Annotated in this window: 18 protein-coding genes; 4 read left to right on the forward strand and 14 right to left on the reverse strand. The window is 66.8% G+C overall.

From position 1 onward, the window contains the following. Window positions 1-87: 87 nt before the first annotated feature. From AruCF_RS03930 to AruCF_RS03945, 4 genes are all read left to right on the forward strand, one after another. Window positions 88-1,251, forward strand: coding sequence for an ABC transporter substrate-binding protein (locus tag AruCF_RS03930; protein WP_049072095.1), 1,164 nt, complete (start codon window positions 88-90; stop codon window positions 1,249-1,251). Between the two features lie 130 nt (window positions 1,252-1,381). Further along, a complete protein-coding gene (locus tag AruCF_RS03935) occupies window positions 1,382-2,419 on the forward strand; it encodes a branched-chain amino acid ABC transporter permease (RefSeq protein ID WP_026382592.1) in 1,038 nt (345 codons plus the stop codon). Window positions 2,420-2,424: 5 nt separating this feature from the next. Then, entirely contained in the window at window positions 2,425-4,263 is a 1,839-nt protein-coding gene (locus AruCF_RS03940; RefSeq protein WP_006389248.1) for a branched-chain amino acid ABC transporter ATP-binding protein/permease, read from the forward strand. Further along, entirely contained in the window at window positions 4,260-5,024 is a 765-nt protein-coding gene (locus AruCF_RS03945) for an ABC transporter ATP-binding protein (protein WP_006389249.1), read from the forward strand. The genes AruCF_RS03940 and AruCF_RS03945 overlap by 4 nt, the downstream gene beginning before the upstream one ends. Window positions 5,025-5,046: 22 nt before the next feature. Here the strand turns inward: AruCF_RS03945 and AruCF_RS03950 are convergent, their stop codons facing one another. From AruCF_RS03950 to fdxA, 14 genes are all read right to left on the reverse strand, one after another. Further along, entirely contained in the window at window positions 5,047-5,454 is a 408-nt protein-coding gene (locus tag AruCF_RS03950; protein WP_049072097.1) for an ASCH domain-containing protein, read from the reverse strand. After that, complete coding sequence (locus tag AruCF_RS03955) at window positions 5,451-7,601, reverse strand: phosphocholine-specific phospholipase C (protein WP_049072100.1); 2,151 nt, start codon at window positions 7,599-7,601, stop codon at window positions 5,451-5,453. Before AruCF_RS03955 ends, AruCF_RS03950 begins: the two co-directional genes overlap by 4 nt. Window positions 7,602-7,672: 71 nt before the next feature. Further along, window positions 7,673-8,518: a branched-chain amino acid aminotransferase gene (locus AruCF_RS03960; RefSeq protein ID WP_049072102.1), complete on the reverse strand. Its 846-nt coding sequence runs from the start codon at window positions 8,516-8,518 to the stop codon at window positions 7,673-7,675. A 75-nt stretch (window positions 8,519-8,593) separates the two neighbouring features. Beyond that, on the reverse strand, window positions 8,594-9,604 hold the full coding sequence (locus tag AruCF_RS03965) for an ABC transporter substrate-binding protein (RefSeq protein ID WP_049072107.1): 1,011 nt from the start codon (window positions 9,602-9,604) through the stop codon (window positions 8,594-8,596). 112 nt (window positions 9,605-9,716) lie between these two features. Beyond that, window positions 9,717-10,700 carry a branched-chain amino acid ABC transporter permease gene (locus tag AruCF_RS03970; RefSeq protein WP_049072110.1) on the reverse strand — a complete coding sequence of 328 codons (984 nt, stop codon included), beginning with the start codon at window positions 10,698-10,700 and terminating at the stop codon, window positions 9,717-9,719. Continuing rightward, window positions 10,697-11,584 carry a branched-chain amino acid ABC transporter permease gene (locus AruCF_RS03975; protein ID WP_049072112.1) on the reverse strand — a complete coding sequence of 296 codons (888 nt, stop codon included), beginning with the start codon at window positions 11,582-11,584 and terminating at the stop codon, window positions 10,697-10,699. The genes AruCF_RS03970 and AruCF_RS03975 overlap by 4 nt, the downstream gene beginning before the upstream one ends. 98 nt (window positions 11,585-11,682) lie before the next feature. Further along, window positions 11,683-12,897: an ABC transporter substrate-binding protein gene (locus AruCF_RS03980; RefSeq protein WP_049072114.1), complete on the reverse strand. Its 1,215-nt coding sequence runs from the start codon at window positions 12,895-12,897 to the stop codon at window positions 11,683-11,685. 61 nt (window positions 12,898-12,958) lie between these two features. Beyond that, window positions 12,959-13,669, reverse strand: coding sequence for an ABC transporter ATP-binding protein (locus AruCF_RS03985; RefSeq protein ID WP_006389258.1), 711 nt, complete (start codon window positions 13,667-13,669; stop codon window positions 12,959-12,961). Then, the gene (locus tag AruCF_RS03990; protein WP_049072117.1) at window positions 13,666-14,439 is read right to left on the reverse strand and encodes an ABC transporter ATP-binding protein; all 774 of its coding nucleotides are present in this window, start codon (window positions 14,437-14,439) and stop codon (window positions 13,666-13,668) included. Before AruCF_RS03990 ends, AruCF_RS03985 begins: the two co-directional genes overlap by 4 nt. 366 nt (window positions 14,440-14,805) lie before the next feature. Continuing rightward, entirely contained in the window at window positions 14,806-15,441 is a 636-nt protein-coding gene (nth, locus tag AruCF_RS03995) for an endonuclease III (RefSeq protein WP_049072120.1), read from the reverse strand. Further along, entirely contained in the window at window positions 15,438-16,079 is a 642-nt protein-coding gene (gene rsxB, locus AruCF_RS04000; protein ID WP_049077530.1) for an electron transport complex subunit RsxB, read from the reverse strand. Before rsxB ends, nth begins: the two co-directional genes overlap by 4 nt. Window positions 16,080-16,142: 63 nt before the next feature. Continuing rightward, on the reverse strand, window positions 16,143-17,369 hold the full coding sequence (locus tag AruCF_RS04005) for a polyhydroxyalkanoate depolymerase (protein WP_049072123.1): 1,227 nt from the start codon (window positions 17,367-17,369) through the stop codon (window positions 16,143-16,145). A 232-nt stretch (window positions 17,370-17,601) separates the two neighbouring features. Next, complete coding sequence (locus AruCF_RS04010; protein WP_049072126.1) at window positions 17,602-18,402, reverse strand: ferredoxin--NADP reductase; 801 nt, start codon at window positions 18,400-18,402, stop codon at window positions 17,602-17,604. Between the two features lie 46 nt (window positions 18,403-18,448). Beyond that, window positions 18,449-18,772 (reverse strand): ferredoxin FdxA, encoded by a 324-nt coding sequence (fdxA, locus tag AruCF_RS04015; RefSeq protein ID WP_006389264.1) that lies wholly within the window; start codon window positions 18,770-18,772, stop codon window positions 18,449-18,451. Between the last annotated feature and the right edge of the window lie 61 nt (window positions 18,773-18,833).

Consider the following 18,833-nt stretch of genomic DNA (forward strand, 5'->3'; position numbering starts at 1 on the left):
CCCTATAATATTTTTTTCTGTATAACTTTAACTAGGCTCGCTTCCGCCTCGTCCGGGGCACAAAAGAGCCACCACAGGAGACAAAACATGCGCAAGCACTTCGGCTTGTCCGCGGCCGCCGCCGCCGTTGCCCTGACCCTGCCGCTGCTGGCCAGCGCCCAGGTCAAGGTGGGCGTCACGGTGTCCAGCACCGGCCCTGCCGCGTCGCTGGGCATTCCCGAGCGCAACACGGTCGCGCTGCTGCCCAAGGAAGTGGCCGGCCAGAAGATCGAGTGGATCGTCCTGGACGACGCCACCGACACGACCCAAGCCGTCAAGAACTCGCGCAAGCTGGCCTCCGACGACAAGGTCGACGTGCTGATCGGCACGTCGGTCACGCCGGGCTCGCTGGCCATGGTGGACGTGGCCGCCGAAGCCAAGGTGCCGATGATCAGCGTGGCCGCCAGCGCCAAGATCGTCGAACCCGTGGACGACAAGCGCCGCTGGGTCTTCAAGACCCCGCAGAACGATGCCCTGATGGCCGGCGCGCTGGCCGATGCCATGGCCAAGTCCAAGGTCAAGACGCTGGGCTTCATCGGCTTTGCCGACGCCTACGGCGACGGCTGGCTGGACGTGATGCAGAAGGCCGCCAAGGCCAAGGGCATCGAGATCGTCTCCATCGAGAAATACAGCCGCACCGACACCAGCGTCACGGGCCAGGTGCTCAAGCTGATCGGCGCCAAGCCCGACGCCATCCTGATCGCCGGCGCCGGCACTCCGTCCGCGCTGCCGCAAAAGGAGCTGAAGGCCCGCAACTACGGCGGCACCATCTACCAGACCCACGGCGCCGCCAACAACGACGTGCTGCGCGTCTGCGGCAAGGACTGCGACGGCATGTACCTGCCGGCCGGCCCGCTGCTGGTCGCGGCCCAGCTGCCCGACAGCAACCCGGTCAAGAAGTCGGCCCTGGCCTACGTCGAGACCTACGAGAAGGCCAACGGCGCCGGTTCGACCAACACCTTCGGCGGCCACATGTGGGATGCCGGCCAACTGGTGGTGGCGGCCTTGCCCGCGGCCCTGAAGACCGGCGCCAAGCCGGGCACGCCGGAGTTCCGCGCCGCCATGCGCGACGCCCTGGAAAACGTCAAGGACCTGGCCGCCTCGCAAGGCGTGTTCAACATGTCGCCGACGGACCACGCCGGCTTCGACGAGCGCTCGCGCGTCATCGTCAAGGTCGAAGGCGGCAAGTGGGTCTACCAGCCCGGCCTGTAATCTCCCTGGATTGCCCGATCCAAGGGCGCCCCTTGCGGGCGCCCCATGCTTCGCACCGGCCTCTCCGGCCGGTGTGTCGTATCAGTGTTCCGGGCGGGGTCGGAACACCAAGAATCAATAAGGTTGTTAGATGGATTCCTCAATTGCGCTGATTCTGCTGCAAGACGGTATCGTCAACGGCGCCATCTATGCCCTGCTGGGCATGGCGCTGGTGCTGGTGTTCGCCGTTACGCGCGTCATTTTCATTCCCCAGGGCGAGTTCGTGGCGTTCGGCGCCCTGACGCTCGCGATGCTGGTGGACGGCAAGGTGCCCGGCACCGCCTATCTCCTGCCGCTGCTGGGCGTGGTGTGCCTGGCGCTCGAGCTGCTGCGCGCGCTGCGGACCCGCAGCGCGGCTGGCCTGCCCAAGGCCGTGTTGACCTGTCTCGTCGTGCCGCTCGCGCTGCTGTGGCTGACGACCACCTATACCGCCGCCGGCAATTCGCTGTGGCTCAACATGCTGCTGACGCTGCTGCTGGTGATCCCGATGGGCCCGATGGTCTATCGCATCGTCTACCAGCCGCTGGCCGAGGCCACCGTGCTGGTGCTGCTGATCGTGTCGGTGGCGGTGCACTTCGCGCTGACCGGCCTGGCCCTGGTGTTCTTCGGCGCCGAAGGCTGGCGCACGCCCGCGTTCGTGAGCGGCCAGGTCGACCTGGGCTTCACCACCTGGTCGGCGCAGAGCCTGTTCGTGGTCGCGACCTGCGCGCTGCTGATCATCGCGCTGTGGCTGTTCTTCGGCAAGACGCTGTACGGCCGCGCGCTGCGCGCCACCGCCGTCAACCGCCGCGGCGCGCGCCTGGTGGGCATCAGCACCACCATGTCGGGCAGCCTGACCTTCACGCTGGCCACCGCCATCGGCGCCATGTCCGGCATGCTGATCGCGCCCATCACCACGGTCTACTACGACACGGGCTTCCTGATCGGCCTGAAGGGCTTTGTCGGCGCCATCATCGGCGGTTTGGCCAGCTACCCCGTGGCGGCCGCCGGCTCGCTGCTGGTGGGCGTGCTGGAATCGTTCTCGTCCTTCTGGGCCAGCGCCTACAAGGAAGTGATCGTCTTCACCTTGATTATCCCGGTTCTGGTCTGGCGTTCGTTCAGCACCCATCACGTGGACGAAGAGGAGTAAACGCCATGAACCGCATTCTGCTTGCCGTCTTCATCGTCGTCCTGGCGGGGCTGCCGCTCTTGCCTGTCACGCCCGAGTTCTGGGTGACGCAATTGAACTACATCGGGCTGGCCAGCCTGGTGGTGCTGGGGCTGGTGCTGCTGACCGGCGTCGGCGGCCTGACCTCGTTCGGCCAGGCCGCGTTCGTCGGCCTGGGCGCGTACACCACCGCCTACCTGACCACGCAATACGATGTGTCGCCGTGGCTGGCGCTGCCCGCCGGCCTGATCCTGACCGCCGTGGTGGCGTACCTGCTGGGCGCGATCACGCTGCGCCTGTCGGGCCACTACCTGCCGCTGGGCACCATCGCCTGGGGCCTGTCGCTGTACTTCCTGTTCGGCAACCTGGACTGGCTGGGCAAGCATGACGGCATCGCCGGCATCGAGCCCATCAGCATCTTCGGCATGTCGCTGGCCAGCGGCCGTCACATCTACTACCTGATCTGGGTGTTCGTGCTGCTGGCGCTGTGGGCGACCCGCAACCTGCTGAACTCGCGTCCGGGCCGTGCCATCCGCGCGCTCAAGAGCGGCGCCGGCATGGCCGAGTCGATGGGCGTGAACACGGCCGCCTACAAGGTCGTGATCTTCGTCTGGGCCGCGCTGCTGGCCTGCGTCTCGGGCTGGCTCTACGCGCACATGCAGCGCGCCGTCAGCCCCAGCCCGTTCGGCATCAACTACGGCATCGAGTACCTGTTCATGGCCGTGGTCGGCGGCGCCGGCTACGTCTGGGGCGCGCTGCTCGGCTCCAGCGTCATCCTGGTGCTGAAGGACCAGCTGCAGAACCTGCTGCCCAAGCTGCTGGACACCAACGCCAACTTCGAGATGATCGTCTTCGGCGTGCTGCTGATCCTGATGCTGCAATACGCCCGCAACGGCCTCTGGCCGATCCTGGCGGGCTGGTGGGGCAGCCTCACCGGCGCCGATGGCTCGCGCCGCAACCTGGCCCCGCCCAAGCCGGCGCCGGCGCTGCCGCTGCGCGCGCGGCCGCAAGCCGGGCAGGTGGTGCTGGAAGTGGATGCCATCCGCAAGGAATTCGGCGGCCTGGTCGCCGTCAACGACATCAGCTTCAAGGTCCGCTCCGGCGAGATCATGGGCCTGATCGGCCCCAACGGCGCCGGCAAGAGCACCACCTTCAACCTGATCAGCGGCGTGCTGCCGGTGACGCGCGGCAAAGTCACCTTCATGGGCGAGCGCATCGATAGCCGTTCGGCGCGCGAGATCGCCAAGCTGGGCGTGGGCCGCACCTTCCAGCACGTGCAGTTGCTGCCGGGCATGACGGTGCTGGAAAACGTCGCGCTGGGCGCGCACCTGCGCTCCGACGTGGGCGTGTGGGCGGGCGCCCTGCACACCGACCGCGCACGCGAGGCGCAACTGCTGCACGAGGCCGCCGAGCAGATCAAGCGCGTCGGCCTTGGCGAATACCTGTACGAACAAGCGGGCAACCTGGCGCTGGGCCAGCAACGCATCCTGGAAATCGCGCGGGCCCTGGCCAGCGATCCGGTGCTGCTGTTGCTGGACGAGCCGGCCGCCGGCCTGCGCTACAAGGAAAAGCAGGACCTGGCGCGCGTGCTGGAACAGCTGCGCGCCGAGGGCATGAGCATTCTGCTGGTGGAACACGACATGGATTTTGTGATGCGCCTGACCAACCACCTGGTGGTGATGGATTTCGGCACCAAGCTGGCCGAAGGCGTGCCGGCCGAGGTGCAACAGAACCCGGCGGTGCTGGAAGCCTACCTGGGCGGCATCGACGACGACCTGCCCGAAGCCGACCAGGCCAAGCCGGTGTCCGCGGGAGGCGTGCAATGACGACGTCCAAACCCGTTCTTGAAGTCAGCAACCTGTCGGCCCGCTACGGCAAGGTCGGCGCGCTGGCCGGCGCCACGCTGACGGTTCCGGCCGGCAGCATCGTCACCGTGATCGGCGCCAACGGCGCCGGCAAGTCGACCATGCTGAACGCCATGATGGGATCGCTGCCGCAGACCGGCCACGCGGCCGGCTCCGTGCAATACGCGGGCACCGATGTGTCGAGCTGGCCGGTCGAGCGCCGCGTCGCCGCCGGCATGTCGCTGGTGCCCGAGCGGCGCGAGCTGTTCGGCAGCATGTCGGTCGAAGACAACCTGCTGCTGGGCGGTTTCCGCCGCTACCGCGCCCGCGAAAGCGGCTGGCGCGACACGCTCAACGAAGTCTTCGACCTGTTCCCGCGCCTGCGCGAACGCCGCGCCCAGCAGGCCGGCACGCTCTCGGGCGGCGAGCGCCAGATGCTGGCGGTCGGCCGCGCGCTGATGGCCAAGCCGGCGCTGCTGATGCTGGACGAGCCCAGCCTGGGCCTGGCGCCGCGCATCGTGCGCGAGATCTTCCACATCATCGCGCGCCTGCGCGAGACCGGCGTGGCGATCCTGCTGGTGGAACAGAATGCGCGCGCGGCGCTGCAGGTGGCCGACTACGGCTACGTGCTCGAGACCGGCGAAGTCATCCTGCACGGTCCGGCGCGCGAGCTGGCCGGCGATCCCAAGGTGATCGAGAGCTATCTCGGCCTGGGCAAGGGCGCGGAGCAGGCCGAGGCCTGATCCCCGCCGCGAGGCGGACGTGTCAGTCCGCCTCGCGCTTGAACACCTCGACCACCCGGAAGCGCTCGCACACCAGCAGCATGTCTGGCGCGTAGCCGCCATTGCGGTCGAAGTAATCGATGTGTCCGGATCGCCAGGCGTCGTAGGGGCCTTCGCCCTCGGCCACGGCGAAGGCTTCGTCCACTTCGTCGAAGCGCTGGATGACGATGCTGATCGTCTCGATGGCGCAGGCCGGGCGGCCGCGGCCATCCAGCACCACGTCGCGTCGGCCCGGCTCGGGCACCGGTTCCTTCTCGTCGAAGTCGCGCAGCGCGCCGCAGGTCGCGGTCTTGGCGCCCGACAACACCAATGCCAGCAGTTCATCGGCCAGCTCGGGCGAATCGCCGAACTGGAAGGTCACGGCGTTCTCGTAAGGGGCGGGCGGTTTCATGCCGGCAGCGTCCAATGCAGAATCAGTTCCTGGCCCATCGCGGGGTCGGAGGTGGAGGGAGCGCCGGTTTCGATGCGTCCTGCCAGGCGGCGCAGGAAGCCGGGCGCGTCGTCGGCGCGCACGCTGAAGTCGTACCAGCCGCCGCTGGCGGCCAGGTCCCAGGCCAGGGTGGCGCCGACGCCGGGTGCGAGCGCCGGTTCGAGGTGGCCGGCGTAGCCGTAGGCGTTGGCTTCGACCTGGAAGCCGCGCGGCAATGCGCCCGGGTTGTGCAGTTTCAGGCGCAACGTCGGCCCGGCGGCATCGCAGATGGCCTCGACCGATAGCGGCTCGGCGTCCGCGTGCAGCCGGCCCGCGACATGACGATGGAAGCCATTGGGGCCGAGCAGCCAAAGATCGTAGCGGCCGTCGTTGCCCGTCACCGGCCAGCTGGCTTCCAGATGCTTGCCTGCCTCGAGGGTGTAGCGGCGCGGGCCGTCCTCCAGGCGCAGGCGGTCGTACACATGCAGCACGGCGCCGGCGGCGCCGCTGTTGTCCATGCGCAGCGCGATGCTTTCCTTGCCGGCGCTGGCCTGCACCGACAGCGCATAGGGCAGCGCGCGCGATGGGCGGGTGCCGGCCGCCTGCCGCGCCAGGGCGGGCCGTTCGGGCGCGGGCGGGGTGACGGTGCCAGGCAGCGCGGCGGCCTGGGCCGCGCGCGTGGCGGTGGCCGGCAGGCCACGGGTCAGGTCGGCCTCATCGGGCGTGGCGAAATCGAAGATCGAGGTCAGGTCGCCGCAGACCGCGCGGCGCCACGGCGAGATGTTGGGTTCGGCGACGCCGAAGCGGCGCTCGACGAAGCGCAACACCGAGGTGTGGTCGAACACCTCCGAGTTGACCCAGCCGCCCTTGGTCCAGGGCGACAGCACGTACATCGGCACGCGCGGCCCCAGGCCATAGACGCCGTGCAGGTGGGCGACCGTATCGTCCTTTTCGGCGCCGGTGACGATCTCGTGGTATTCGCCGGCGGTGTCCACGGTGGACGCGCCCGCCAGCCTGCCGTCAGGGCCGCGCGAGGGGGGCGCCGGCGGCGGCATGTGGTCGAAGAAGCCGTCGTTCTCGTCGAACATCAGCAACAGGACGGTCTTGCTCCAGACCTCGGGATTGGCGGTCAGCGCGTCCAGCACCTTTGCCGTGTACTCCGCGCCCTGCGCCGGGCTGGAAGGGCTGGGGTGCTCGGAGCCGGCTTTGGTAGCGCAGATCCACGACACCTGCGGCAGCGTGCCATCCAGCACGTCCTGGCGCAGCTGGTCCAGGCCGCGGGTGGTCAACGCCTTGTCCTTGAGCGCGGCCAGCGAGCCCGGCACGCCGTGGTAGGCGTCGCGGTAGGCCTTGAAGCCCGCGGTCGGGTTGAGCGAGTAGTTGTCCGCCATGTCCTGGTAGATGCGCCAGCGGATGCCGGCACGTTCCAGCCGCTCGGGATAAGTGGTCCAGGTGTAGGCGCCGGCGGGATCGCCGCCGCCCAGCTTGTTGTAGGTGTTGCCCAGCGCCGGGCCGTGGCCGCGGCCCAGGCCGTCGTTGGTGCCGCTCCAGACGAACAGGCGGTTGGTGTTGGTGCCGCCGGTGAACGAACAGTGATAGGCGTCGCACACGGTGAAGGCGCGCGCCATGGCGTACTGGAACGGCATGTCCGCTTCGGTGTAGTACGCCATCGAATGGTTCTTCTTGGCGGCCGGCCATTGGCCCATGCGGCCGGCGTCCCAGGCGTCCTGGGCGTTGGACCAGGTGTGCGGCGTGCTGGCCACGCGCATGGCCTCGTAGGCCGCGCCGGTGTCGAGCCGGAATGGCAGCACGCTGCGCGGCGCGCCCTCGTCGGGGCGGCCGTTGTACTGCGCCCAGACCGTGCGGCGTTCGAAGTCGGGACTGGCGGGCACCGGGATCGGAAAGCGGTCGCCGAAGCCGCGCACCCCGGCGAGGCCGCCGAAGTAGTGGTCGAACGACCGGTTTTCCTGCATGAAGATGACGATGTGCTCGACGTCTTCGATCGTGCCCTTGCGGCGGTTGGCGGGAATCGCCAGCGCGCGGCGGATGGAGGCCGGCAGCAGCGCCAGGGCGCTGCCGACGCCGGCGATCGCGGCGCCGCCGCGCAGGAACTCGCGTCGGGTTTGCATGCGGGATCTTCCTTGTCATGCGGCGCCGCCCGAAATGGGCGGCGTGCTCCGCCGCGCCGCGGCCGGAGGGGTTATTGCTTGCGCGTGCTTTCGGCGTAGTCCATGTACAGCTTGTGGGCGCGGCGCGCCAGCGGGCCGTATTCCAGCTTGCGGTCTTCGACGCGGTTCACGTGAACCACCTTGCCGTAGTTGCCGGACGAGAACACTTCGTCGGCGGCCTCGATGTCGGCGCGCGTCAGGCTGCGTTCCTGCACCTCGACGCCGTCGGCCTTGAGCAGCGCCAGCACGCGCCGGCGCGTGATGCCGTTCAGGAAGGTGCCGTTGTCCACCGGGGTCGAAACCACGCCGTCCTTGGCGATCCACAGATTGCTGGAGGCGAACTCGGCGACGTTGCCGGCGCCGTCCAGCATGATGGCGTTGTCGAAGCCCTTGTCCATCGCCTCGCGGATGGCGCGCTGGCCGTTGGGGTACAGGCAGGAGGCCTTGGCGTCGGTCGGCGCCATGTTGGGCCAGGAACGCGCGAAGCTGGAGAAGCAGGCGGCAAAGCCCTGGTCGCCCGGCATCGGCACCTTGAACACGTGCAGCACGAACTGGGTCTTGTCGGCGTCGGGCAGCAGGAAGCCGTCGGCGCAGAAGAACATCGGCTTGATGTAGAGCTCGCTGCCCTCGGGGAATTTGGCCACCGCCTGCAGGCACAGCGCCTGGATTTCCTGCCAGGTGATCTGCGGCTTCATCAGCATCTTTTCGGCCGAGCGCACCACGCGCTGGCAATGCAGGTCCAGGTCGGGCGTCAGGCCGCGGAACGCGCGCGCGCCGTCGAAGACCATGCTGGCCATCCAGAAGGCGTGGTCGGCGGGGCCGAGCAGTTTGGGGTTTTCAGGGGTCCAGTGACCGTTGTGCCAGAACAGGGCATCCATGGTGGTTTCCTTCGCGGGTATCGGGTGGCGCGACAATGGCGCCGAAACGTCAGGATACATGAGGCGCGGACCGTCTCACTCCTTGTCCAGCGCCGCCTGCACGCGTTCGGCCGCATCGGCCGGCATCCATTGCCGCCAGACCGGGCCGTACTGCTTGAGGAAGTAGCGCGCGGCCTCCTCGGGTTCCTTGCCTTCGTTCTCCAGCCAGCCGAGCGTGGCGTCGATGGCGTCGCTGGGAATGGTCAGCTTGGCCAGGAACGCGGCCAGCTGCGGCGCCTCCTTGGCAAAAGCGCTGTTCACGCCCGTCACCACGGGGTTGGGCTTGAACTCGGTGGCCACCGGCTTGGCGCACTTGGGATCGGTCAGGCAGGTATACGCGGTCTGGTCAAAGGCCGGCAGTTCCAGCTTGACCAGGTCTAGCGCGCCGACCAGCGCGGTGGGCGTCCAGTAGTAGAAGACGATGTCGCGCTTGCGCTTGTAGGCCGACAGGATGGCGGCCTTCTGCGCCGCGCCGGAACCGGGCGCGAACAGGCTGTAGTCGCGGTCCAGACCGAGCGCGCGCAACAGGTTGTCGTTCAGCGTGCCGCAGGCCCAGCCGGCGGGGCAGCCGTAGATGCGGCCGCGGCCCGGGTCTTCCGGATCGGCGAAGACCTGCTTGAAGCGCGCCAGGTCCGCCGCCGATTTCAAGTCGGGATGGCGCTGCACGGTGTAACGCGGCACGTACCAGCCTTCGCCGGCGTCGTAGACATGCCCCAGGCCCTGCACGCGGCCGCTGGCCAGCGCCTTCTTCCAGGCCACCTCGATCTGCCCCGGCCACACCTCCGGCGTGACGTCGACGTCGCCGCGCTGCAGGGCGGCCAGCATGGGCAGCGTCTCGCCGATCTCGACGCTGGTCTTGCAGCCGTAGCCGTGCTCCATCACGTAGCGCTCGATGCCGGCCAGCACCAGGTTGGATTCCCAGTTCAGGCCGCTGAAACGGACCGGGCGGTCGACCTCGCAGACCGGCTTGGCGGCGTGGACCGCGGCGGGCGCCAGCAGGGCGGCGGACAGCGCCAGGGCGCCGGCGAGCAAAGGCTTCATGCGCATGATGGAGCACCTTTCTGATTGCGTGCCGGTCATTGTAAAGGTCCCATGCAATCGGGGCCGCGTTCAGCGGCCCCGAGGGTCAGGCAGGCGATGCGGCCGGCGGCCGCGCGGATCAGGCGCGCGCGGCGCGCCGCTTCTCGATCAGCGCGCCGATCTCGCCGACGATGCCGCGACGGAAGGCCAGCACGCAGATCACGAAGATCAGGCCGATCACGATGGTGACCGACTCGCCCAGGCGCAGGAACCAGTCGACGCCGGTCAGGCTGGCCATCATCTGGCCGAAGTCCCCCACCTTGTTTTCCAGCAGCACCACGATGAAGGCGCCGAGAATCGGTCCGGTCAGCGTGCCGAGCCCGCCGATCAGCGTCATCAGGATCACCAGGCCCGACATCTGCCAGGTCGCGTCGGACAGCGTGGCCGACACGAACACCAGCGTCTTGGTGGCGCCGGCCAGGCCGGCGATGGCGGCCGACAGCACGAAGGCCAGCAGCTTGAAACGGTCGACGTCGTAGCCCAGCGAGACCGCGCGCGGTTCGTTCTCGCGCAGTGCCTGCAGCACCTGGCCGAACGGCGAATGCACCGTGCGCCAGATGATGAAGTAGCCGATGATGAACACGCCCATCACCAGGTAGTACAGGTTCAGGTCTTTCGACAGGTCGATGATGCCCAGCAGCGTGCCGCGCGGCACGCTCTGCAGGCCGTCTTCGCCGCCGGTGAACTTGGCCTGCAGGAAGAAGAAGAACACCATCTGCGCCAGCGCCAGCGTGATCATGGCGAAGTAGATGCCGCTGCGGCGGATCGCCAGCGCGCCCATCGCCAGGCCCAGCAGCGCGGCCACCGCGACGCCGAACAGCAATCCGATCTCGGTCGGCACGCCCCACACCTTGAGCGCGTGGCCGGTGGCGTAGGCGGCGCTGCCGAGGAAGGCGGCGTGGCCGAACGACAGCAAGCCGGTGAAGCCCAGCAGCAGGTTGAAGGCGCAGGCGAAGAGGGCATAGCACATGATCTTCATGGCGAAGATCGGATACACCCCGACGAAGGGAAGAATGGCCACCACGACGGCCAGGACCGCATAGCCCAGGAATTGACGATTCATTTCTCTTTTCCGAACAGCCCGGCCGGGCGGAGCAACAGGACAATGGCCATGATGATGAAGACGACCGTGCTGGACGCTTCAGGCCAGAACACCTTGGTCAGGCCCTCGATCACGCCCAGGCCCAGGCCGGTGACGATGGCGCCCATGATGGACCCCATGCCGCCGATCACGACCACCGCGAACACCACGATGATGAGGTTGGACCCCATCAGCGGCGAGATCTGCAGCACCGGCGCCGCCAGCACGCCGGCAAAGCCCGCCAGCGCCACGCCGAAGCCGTAGGTCAGCGTGATCATGCGCGGCACGTTGACGCCGAAGGCTTCCACCAGTCGCGGGTTTTCGGTGCCGGCGCGCAGCAGGGCGCCGAGGCGGGTGCGCTCGATCACGAACCAGGTCGCCAGGCACACCACCACGGATGCCGCCACCACCCAGCCTCGGTAGTTCGGCAGCACCATGAAGCCCAGGTTGGTCGCGCCGCGCAGGGCGTCGGGCGTCGGATAGGGCTGGCCCGACACCCCGTAGAAGCTGCGGAACAGGCCCTCGATGAGCAGCGTCAGGCCGAAGGTCAGCAGCAGGCCGTACAGGTGGTCAAGCTTGTAGAGGTGCCTGAGCAACAGTTTTTCGATGATGATGCCGAACAACCCGACCACCAGCGGCGCCAGGATCAGCATGACCCAGTAGTTCAACCCCAGGTACGACAGCCCCATCCAGGCCAGGAAGGCGCCCAGCATGTAGAGCGCGCCGTGCGCGAAGTTGATGACGTTCAGCAGTCCGAAGATAACCGCCAGGCCGAGCGACAGCATGGCATAGAACGAACCGTTGACCAGTCCCAGCAGCAACTGGCCGAACAAGGCCTGTATGGGGATGCCGAAAATATCAGTCATCTTGTGAAAATCCTGCGCGTACGAAGGGAAGCGGACAAATTCAGGACGCGACCCGGCCGCGCGGGCCAGGTCGCATCAATGGGTCGCATCGACGGGAATTACTTCTTGACCAGCTTGCAGGTCGATTCGGACAGCTTGGTGTAGACCTCGTCGCCCGGCAGCGTGGCCACGACCTTGTAGTAGTCCCACGGACCCTTGGATTCGGCCGGCGTCTTCACCTGCATCAGGTACATGTCGTGGATCATGCGGCCGTCTTCGCGCACATAGCCGCCCTGGGTGAAGAAGTCGTTGATCTTGTTCGACTTCATCCACTTCATGAGGGTGTCGGCATCGTCGGTGCCGGTGGCCTTCACGCCGTTCAGGTAGAACGTGACCGATGAATAGTCGCCAGCCTGCAGCATGGACGGCTTGCGGCCCACCTTGGCTTCGAATTTCTTGGACCAGGCGCGCGAGGCGTCGGATTGATCCCAGTACCAGCCGTCGGTCAGGTACATGCCCTTGGTGGCTTCCAGGCCGAGCGAGTGGATGTCGTTGATGAACACCAGCAGGCCGGCCATCTTCATGGTCTTGGTGACGCCGAATTCGTTGGCGGCCTTGATCGAGTTGATGGTGTCGCCGCCGGCATTGGCGAGGCCCAGGATCTGCGCCTTGGAAGACTGTGCCTGCAGCAGGAACGACGAGAAGTCGGAAGCGCCCAGCGGAGCGCGCACCTGGCCCTTGATCTCGCCGCCGGCGGCCTTGACCACGGCCATGGTGTCGCGTTCGAGGGCGTGGCCGAAGGCGTAGTCGGCGGTCAGGAAGAACCAGCTCTTGCCGCCATCCTTCACCACCGCCGAACCGGTGCCGCGCGCCAGCGCCACGGTGTCGTAGGCGTAGTGCACGGTGTACGGCGAGCACTGGGCGTTGGTCAGGTCGGAAGCGCCCGCGCCAATGGCGATGAAGGGCTTCTTCTTTTCAGCCGCCACGGCCGCCATGGCCAGGCTGGTGGCCGAGTTGGTGCCGGCGATGATGACATCGACCTTCTGCTGATCGAACCATTCGCGCGCGCGGGCCGAGGCCACGTCTGCCTTGTTCTGGTGATCGGCGGACAGCACTTCGATCTTCTTGCCGTTGACGTTGCCGCCGAAATCCTCGATCGCCATGCGGACCGCTTCCAGGCCCGCCTTGCCGTCGATGTCGGAATACACGCCGGACATGTCGGTGATGAAGCCGATGCGGATGACATCGTCGGAGATGCCTTGGGCCTGGGCGGCTGCCCCGGCGAATCCCAGGCCCGCCATGGCCAGTGCAGCAGTGATGGTGTGCAGCTTCATGGGATGACTCCTCTTCCCTTTGGTATATGGGATGCCGGGAACCCGGCGGATGACAGGTTTTTCAAACGCCCAACAATTCGTTGAGCGTGTCCTGTTTTTCTGAAAGTTCTGCGGCTTCGAAATGTTCGACGATCTGGCCGTGCTCCATGACGTAGAAGCGATCGGCCAGCGGCGCCGCGAAGCGGAAATTCTGTTCCACCATGACGATGGTGTAGCCACGCTGCTTGAGCGCGGTGATCATGCGGGCCAGGGCCTGCACGATGACGGGCGCCAGGCCTTCGGAGATTTCGTCCAGCAGCAGCAGATTGGCGCCGGTGCGCAGGATGCGTGCCACCGCCAGCATCTGTTGTTCACCGCCCGACAGGCGCGTGCCGGGCGAATGCCGGCGTTCCTGCAGGTTGGGGAACATGTCGTAGATTTCGGCCAGCGACATGCCGCCGCCGAGCGAGCCGACCACGGGGGGCAGCAGCAGATTCTCTTCGCACGACAGGCTGGCGAAGATGCCGCGTTCCTCGGGGCAATAGCCCACGCCCAGGTGGGCGATCTTGTAGGTCGGCAGGTCGATGGCTTCGGTGCCATGGATGCGCACCGAACCCTTGCGCGAGCCGGTCAGGCCGAGGATGGCGCGCAGCGTGGTGGTGCGGCCGGCGCCGTTGCGGCCCAGCAGCGTGACGACCTCGCCTTGCCCCACGCGCATATCCACGCCATGCAGGATATGCGATTCCCCGTACCAGGCCTGCAGGCCCGAGATTTCCAGTGCCGGGGTGCTCATGCGTGCGCTCCTTGGAGTTCGCCGTCGGTGGTGCCCATGTAGGCCTGCATCACGGCGGGATGGCGGGACACTTCGGCGTAGTTGCCCTCGGCCAGCACGGCGCCGCGCGCCAGCACGGTGATGGTGTTGGCAATGGAGGACACCACGTTCATGTTGTGCTCCACCATCAGGATGGTGCGGCCGGCGCTGACGCGCTTGATCAGCTGCGTGACGCGGTCCACGTCCTCGTGGCCCATGCCTTGCGTGGGCTCGTCCAGCAGCATCAGCTCGGGTTCCATCGCCAGCGTGGTGGCGATCTCCAGCGCGCGTTTGCGGCCATATGGCAGGTTCACGGTGGTCTCGTTGGCGAAGGCGCCCAGGTCGACCTGTTCGAGCAGGGCGCGCGCCGGTTCGTCCAGGGCGGCCAGGCGCTTGGTGCTTTGCCAGAAATGGAACGACAGCCCGGTCTTGCGTTGCAGGCCGATGCGCACGTTCTCCAGCACGGTCAGGTGCGGAAACACCGCCGAAATCTGGAACGAGCGGATCACGCCGCGCCGCGCGATCTGCGCCGGACGCTCACCGGTGATGTCGATGCCGTTGAACTTGATGGTTCCCGAGGTGGGAGAGAGAAACTTGGTCAGCAGGTTGAAGCATGTCGTCTTGCCCGCGCCGTTCGGCCCGATCAAGGCATGAATCTCGCCTCGCTTGATACGCAAATCGACCCCATTGACCGCGACGAAACCGCGGAATTCCTTGGTGAGGCCTTTTGTCTCCAGGATCGTGTCGTCCATGTCCGCTGCACCGGCGTTGTATTTATATGGACCCTGCCCGGCGTCATGCGCAGGGCCCCCGCAGGGTAAGGAAAATCATGCGGACGGCATGGTTTTCTATAAGAGTTGCCGGCGAGTATGCGCACCTCTGAATCAAAATTCCATGAGGGTTTGTCATAGGTTTTGCGGTGCGGAAAGGTGAATTGTCGGATAGCGGACAATTCGCATGGAGGCTGGGCGAAAACCCTATGCCGACATGCAATGCGTTGCAGCAAAACCGCATTGATCGTCATCAATCCGTCATCGTCGCGCGCATCGGGGAAAACCCGGTTTTGGCGATGCGCGAAGCAGCATGCCGCGTCAATCGCCGCGTACGCGGCGCGTTTTTCAAGCGGGGGTTTTATCCTTGAATTCGCAGAGATCGGAAATGCCGCATTGCGGACATTTCGGTTTGCGAGCCACGCATATATAACGGCCTTGCAGAATCAACCAGTGGTGCGCGTCCTGCATATATTCGCGCGGCACGAATTTCTCCAGCTTCAGCTCGACTTCCAGCACATTCTTGCCGGGCGCCAGGCCGGTGCGGTTCGAGACCCGGAAGATATGCGTGTCGACCGCCATGGTGGGCTGGCCGAAGGCGGTGTTCAGTACCACGTTGGCCGTCTTGCGGCCGACGCCGGGCAGCGCTTCCAGCGCCTCGCGGGTCCGCGGCACTTCACCGCCGTGTTGCTCGATCAGGATGCGGCAGGTGGCAATGGCGTTCTTGGCCTTGGTGCGATACAGGCCGATGGTCTTGATGTAGTCGGCCAGGCCTTCCTCGCCCAGCGCCAGCAGCGCCTGCGGCGTGCCGTACTTCGGGAAGAACTTGCGGGTGGCGATGTTCACCGACTTGTCGGTGGCCTGCGCCGACAACAGCACCGCGATCAACAGCTGGAAGGGCGTGTCGTATTCGAGTTCGGTGGTCGGGTGCGGGTTGGCCGCTTGCAGGCGGGCGAAGATCTCTCGGCGTTTGGCGGCGTTCATGGGCGCGGGGCGTTGCGGCGGGCGCGGGCACGGGCCAGCGCGGATTCAATGGCGGCGCGCTTGCGGTCTTCGCCTTGCGCGTCATCGGAAGGGGCGGCGGGCGCCGGCGTGGTGGCGGGCTCGGGCGCCATCAGGCGGGCGTTGTCGGCCGCCAGCCGCTCCATGCGCGCCTGGTGGTGGCGGTGGCGCTGGCGGCCGGCGGCGGCGTCAGCGGCGCTCCAGGCGCGGCCGGCGGGGACCATCTCGATGCAATCCACCGGACAGGGCGCCACGCACAGGTCGCAACCCGTGCACCAGTCGGGCAGCACGGTATGCATGTGCTTGTTGGCGCCGACGATGGCATCGACCGGACAGGCCTGGATGCATAGCGTACAGCCGATGCAATGCGCCTCGTCGATGCGTGCCACCAGCAGCGGACCGGGTTCGCCGCGGCTCAGGTCCAGCGGCAGGGCGGGGGTTTCCAGCAGCGCCGCCAACGCGGCGATGCCTTCGTCGCCGCCCGGCGGGCAGCGGTTGATCGGGGCGGTCCCGGCGGCGATGGCCTCGGCATACGGCAGGCAGCCGTCGTAGCCGCACTTGGTGCATTGCGTCTGGGGCAGCAGGGCGTCGATGCGATCGGCGAGGGAGCGACTGGACATGGCGGACAACGAGCAAAAGCAAAGGGGCCCGCGCGGGCCCCCGTGGACGGACGGTGAAAGGCCTCAGGCCGATTGCCGGATGAATTCCGCGATTTTAGGACAGATCATTTCGCGCCAGCGGCGGCCCGAGAAAATCCCGTAGTGGCCGCAGTTGGGGGCGGTGTAGTGCATCTTGCGGTCGGCCGGGATGTTCTTGCACAGCTTGATGGCCGCGCGCGTCTGGCCCTGGCCGGAAATGTCGTCCAGCTCGCCTTCGATGGTGAACAGCGCCACTTTCTTGATGTCGGCCGGGCGCACCGCCTGGCCGTCGACTTCCCAGGTGCCGTTGGGCAGCGCGAACTCCTGGAACACCATGCGGATGGTGTCCAGGTAGAACTCGGCCGGCATGTCCAGCACCGCGTTGTATTCGTCGTAGAAACGGCGGTGGGCCTCGGCGTCGCTGTCGTCGCCGCGCAGCAGGTCCAGGTAGAAGTCGTAGTGCGACTTCATGTGGCGGTCGGGATTCATCGCCATGAAGCCGGCATGCTGCAGGAAGCCCGGGTAGACCTTGCGGCCCGACCCCGGGTAACGCGGCGGCACCGGGTGGATGACCTGGTTCTCGAACCACGAATAGGGTTTGGTGGTGGCCAGGCGGTTCACTTGCGTGGGCGACTGGCGCGGATCGATCGGGCCGCCCATCATGACCATGCTGCGCGGCTGGCAGGGATCGTTGGCCGAGGCCATCAGCGACACGGCGGCCAGCACCGGCACGGTGGGCTGGCAGACCGAGATCACATGCACGTCCGGCCCCAGGTGGCGGATGAAGTCCTGCACGTAGCGCACGTAGTCGTTCAGGTGGAACGGGCCGGCCGACAGCGGCACCATGCGGGCGTCGATCCAGTCGGTGACGTAGACGTCGTGCCCAGGCAGCAGGGCGCGCACGGTATCGCGCAGCAGCGTGGCATGGTGGCCCGACAGCGGCGCCACCAGCAGCACCTTGGGATCGTCCTGCGGCGCCTGCCGCACATCGCGGTGGAAGTGCACCAGGCGGCAGAAGGGCTTGTCCAGCACGACCGATTCAGTGACCCGGACCGACTTGCCGTTGATTTCCGTGGCGGGCAGGTTCCACGCGGGTTTCTGGTATTCCTTGCCGATGCGCGTCATCAGCTCGTACCCCGCGGCCATCTGGCGCGAGATCGGGGTGTAGGCGAGGGGGCTGTAGGGGCTGGAGAACAGCTGGGAACCGGCATCCGTGAATGCAGCGAACGGAGTCAGGAAGGCGCGCTGCATTTCGTGCAATTGGTACAGCATTTGGGGAAGTCCTTCTGGGTCGTGCGTGTGCCCCGATTATTGCGCCGGGGAGTAACGGTATTTCCAATTCGTCTGACGAAAGCGTCGGAAAACCGGAGTTTGTGTTGCAAAAATGCGACCCGTCATCCCTTGCGCACCAGTTTAGGGCGTAATCAGCGGCTGGCGGGGAAGTAAAACGGCGGATTTTCGGTCTAGGCCGGACGGGCCGGGGCGGTATCCGGGTGGGTGAGGCTTACCAGTAGTTTTCCACCGCCAGGTTGCCGGGGATGCCACGGCGGCCGGGCTTGAAACCGCGTTCCCCCAGCAGCTTGCGGGCATCGGCCAGCATGTCCGGATTGCCGCAGAGCATGATCTTGGCTTGCTCCGGGTCCAGCGGCAGGCCTGCCAGCCGCTCCAGTCCGCCGTCGGCGATCAGGGTGGTCAGGCGCGCCTGCGGCATGCCGGGCAGGGCCTCGCGGGTGGCGATGGGCAGGTACGTAAGCTTGCCCGGTTCGGCCGAGAACAGCTCGGCCAGGGACGGATCATTGCGCCAACCCTCGATTTCCTCGCGGTAGGCCAGCTCCGCCGCGGTGCGCACGCCATGCACCAGGATGATGCGGCGATAGGCGCGCCAGACGGCCGGGTCGCGCAGGATCGACAGGTAGGCCGAGAGCCCGGTGCCGGAGGCCAGCAGCCAGAGGTCGCCGCCGGGCGCGAAGCGTTCCAGCGTCAGGAAACCGTAGGGGGCCTTTTCGACGTACAGGGCGTCGCCCGGCCGCAGCCGCGCCATGCGCGGGCTGAACAGGCCTTCGGGCACCACGATGGAATAGAACTCGAGCCAGGGCTGGCGCGGCGCCGAGACCATCGAGTAGGCGCGCCACAGGGTGGGCGGACCTTCGGGATCCTCGGCGCCTGGCAGGCCGACCCGGGCGAACTGGCCCGGCTGGAAGGCATACGCGTCGTCGCGCGTGACGCGCACCGAGAACAGCTTGTCGGGCACCCAGGTATGGACGTGGGTGACGGTCTGGCGCGTGTATTTGGAATCGTCGGTCATCGGCACATCGCACGGCGCGGGCCGCTGGCGGCCGCGCGCTCGCGGATCATTTTTCCAGGTATTGCAGCTTGTCCTGCTTGCCGTTCCATTCGTCGGCGTCGGGCAGCGGCTTCTTGGCGCGGCTGATACTGGCGAATTCGGGCGACAGTTCGGCGTTCAGGGCGATGAAGTTGAGCTGGTCCTGCGGCACGTCTTCCTCGGCGTAGATGGCGTTGGCCGGGCATTCGGGGATGCACACGGCACAGTCGATGCATTCGTCGGGGTCGATCACCAGGAAGTTCGGACCCTCACGAAAACAGTCCACCGGGCATACGTCGACGCAATCGGTGTATTTGCACTTGATACAGTTTTCGGTGACTACGTGGGTCATTCTCAGGAACTCCGGGCTGGCGGCATATGTGTCTTGTTGGCCGGATTTTACCCAATGCGGC

This window comes from Achromobacter ruhlandii, from assembly GCF_002082135.1.
In the GTDB taxonomy this organism is placed as follows: Bacteria; Pseudomonadota; Gammaproteobacteria; order Burkholderiales; family Burkholderiaceae_B; genus Achromobacter; species Achromobacter ruhlandii.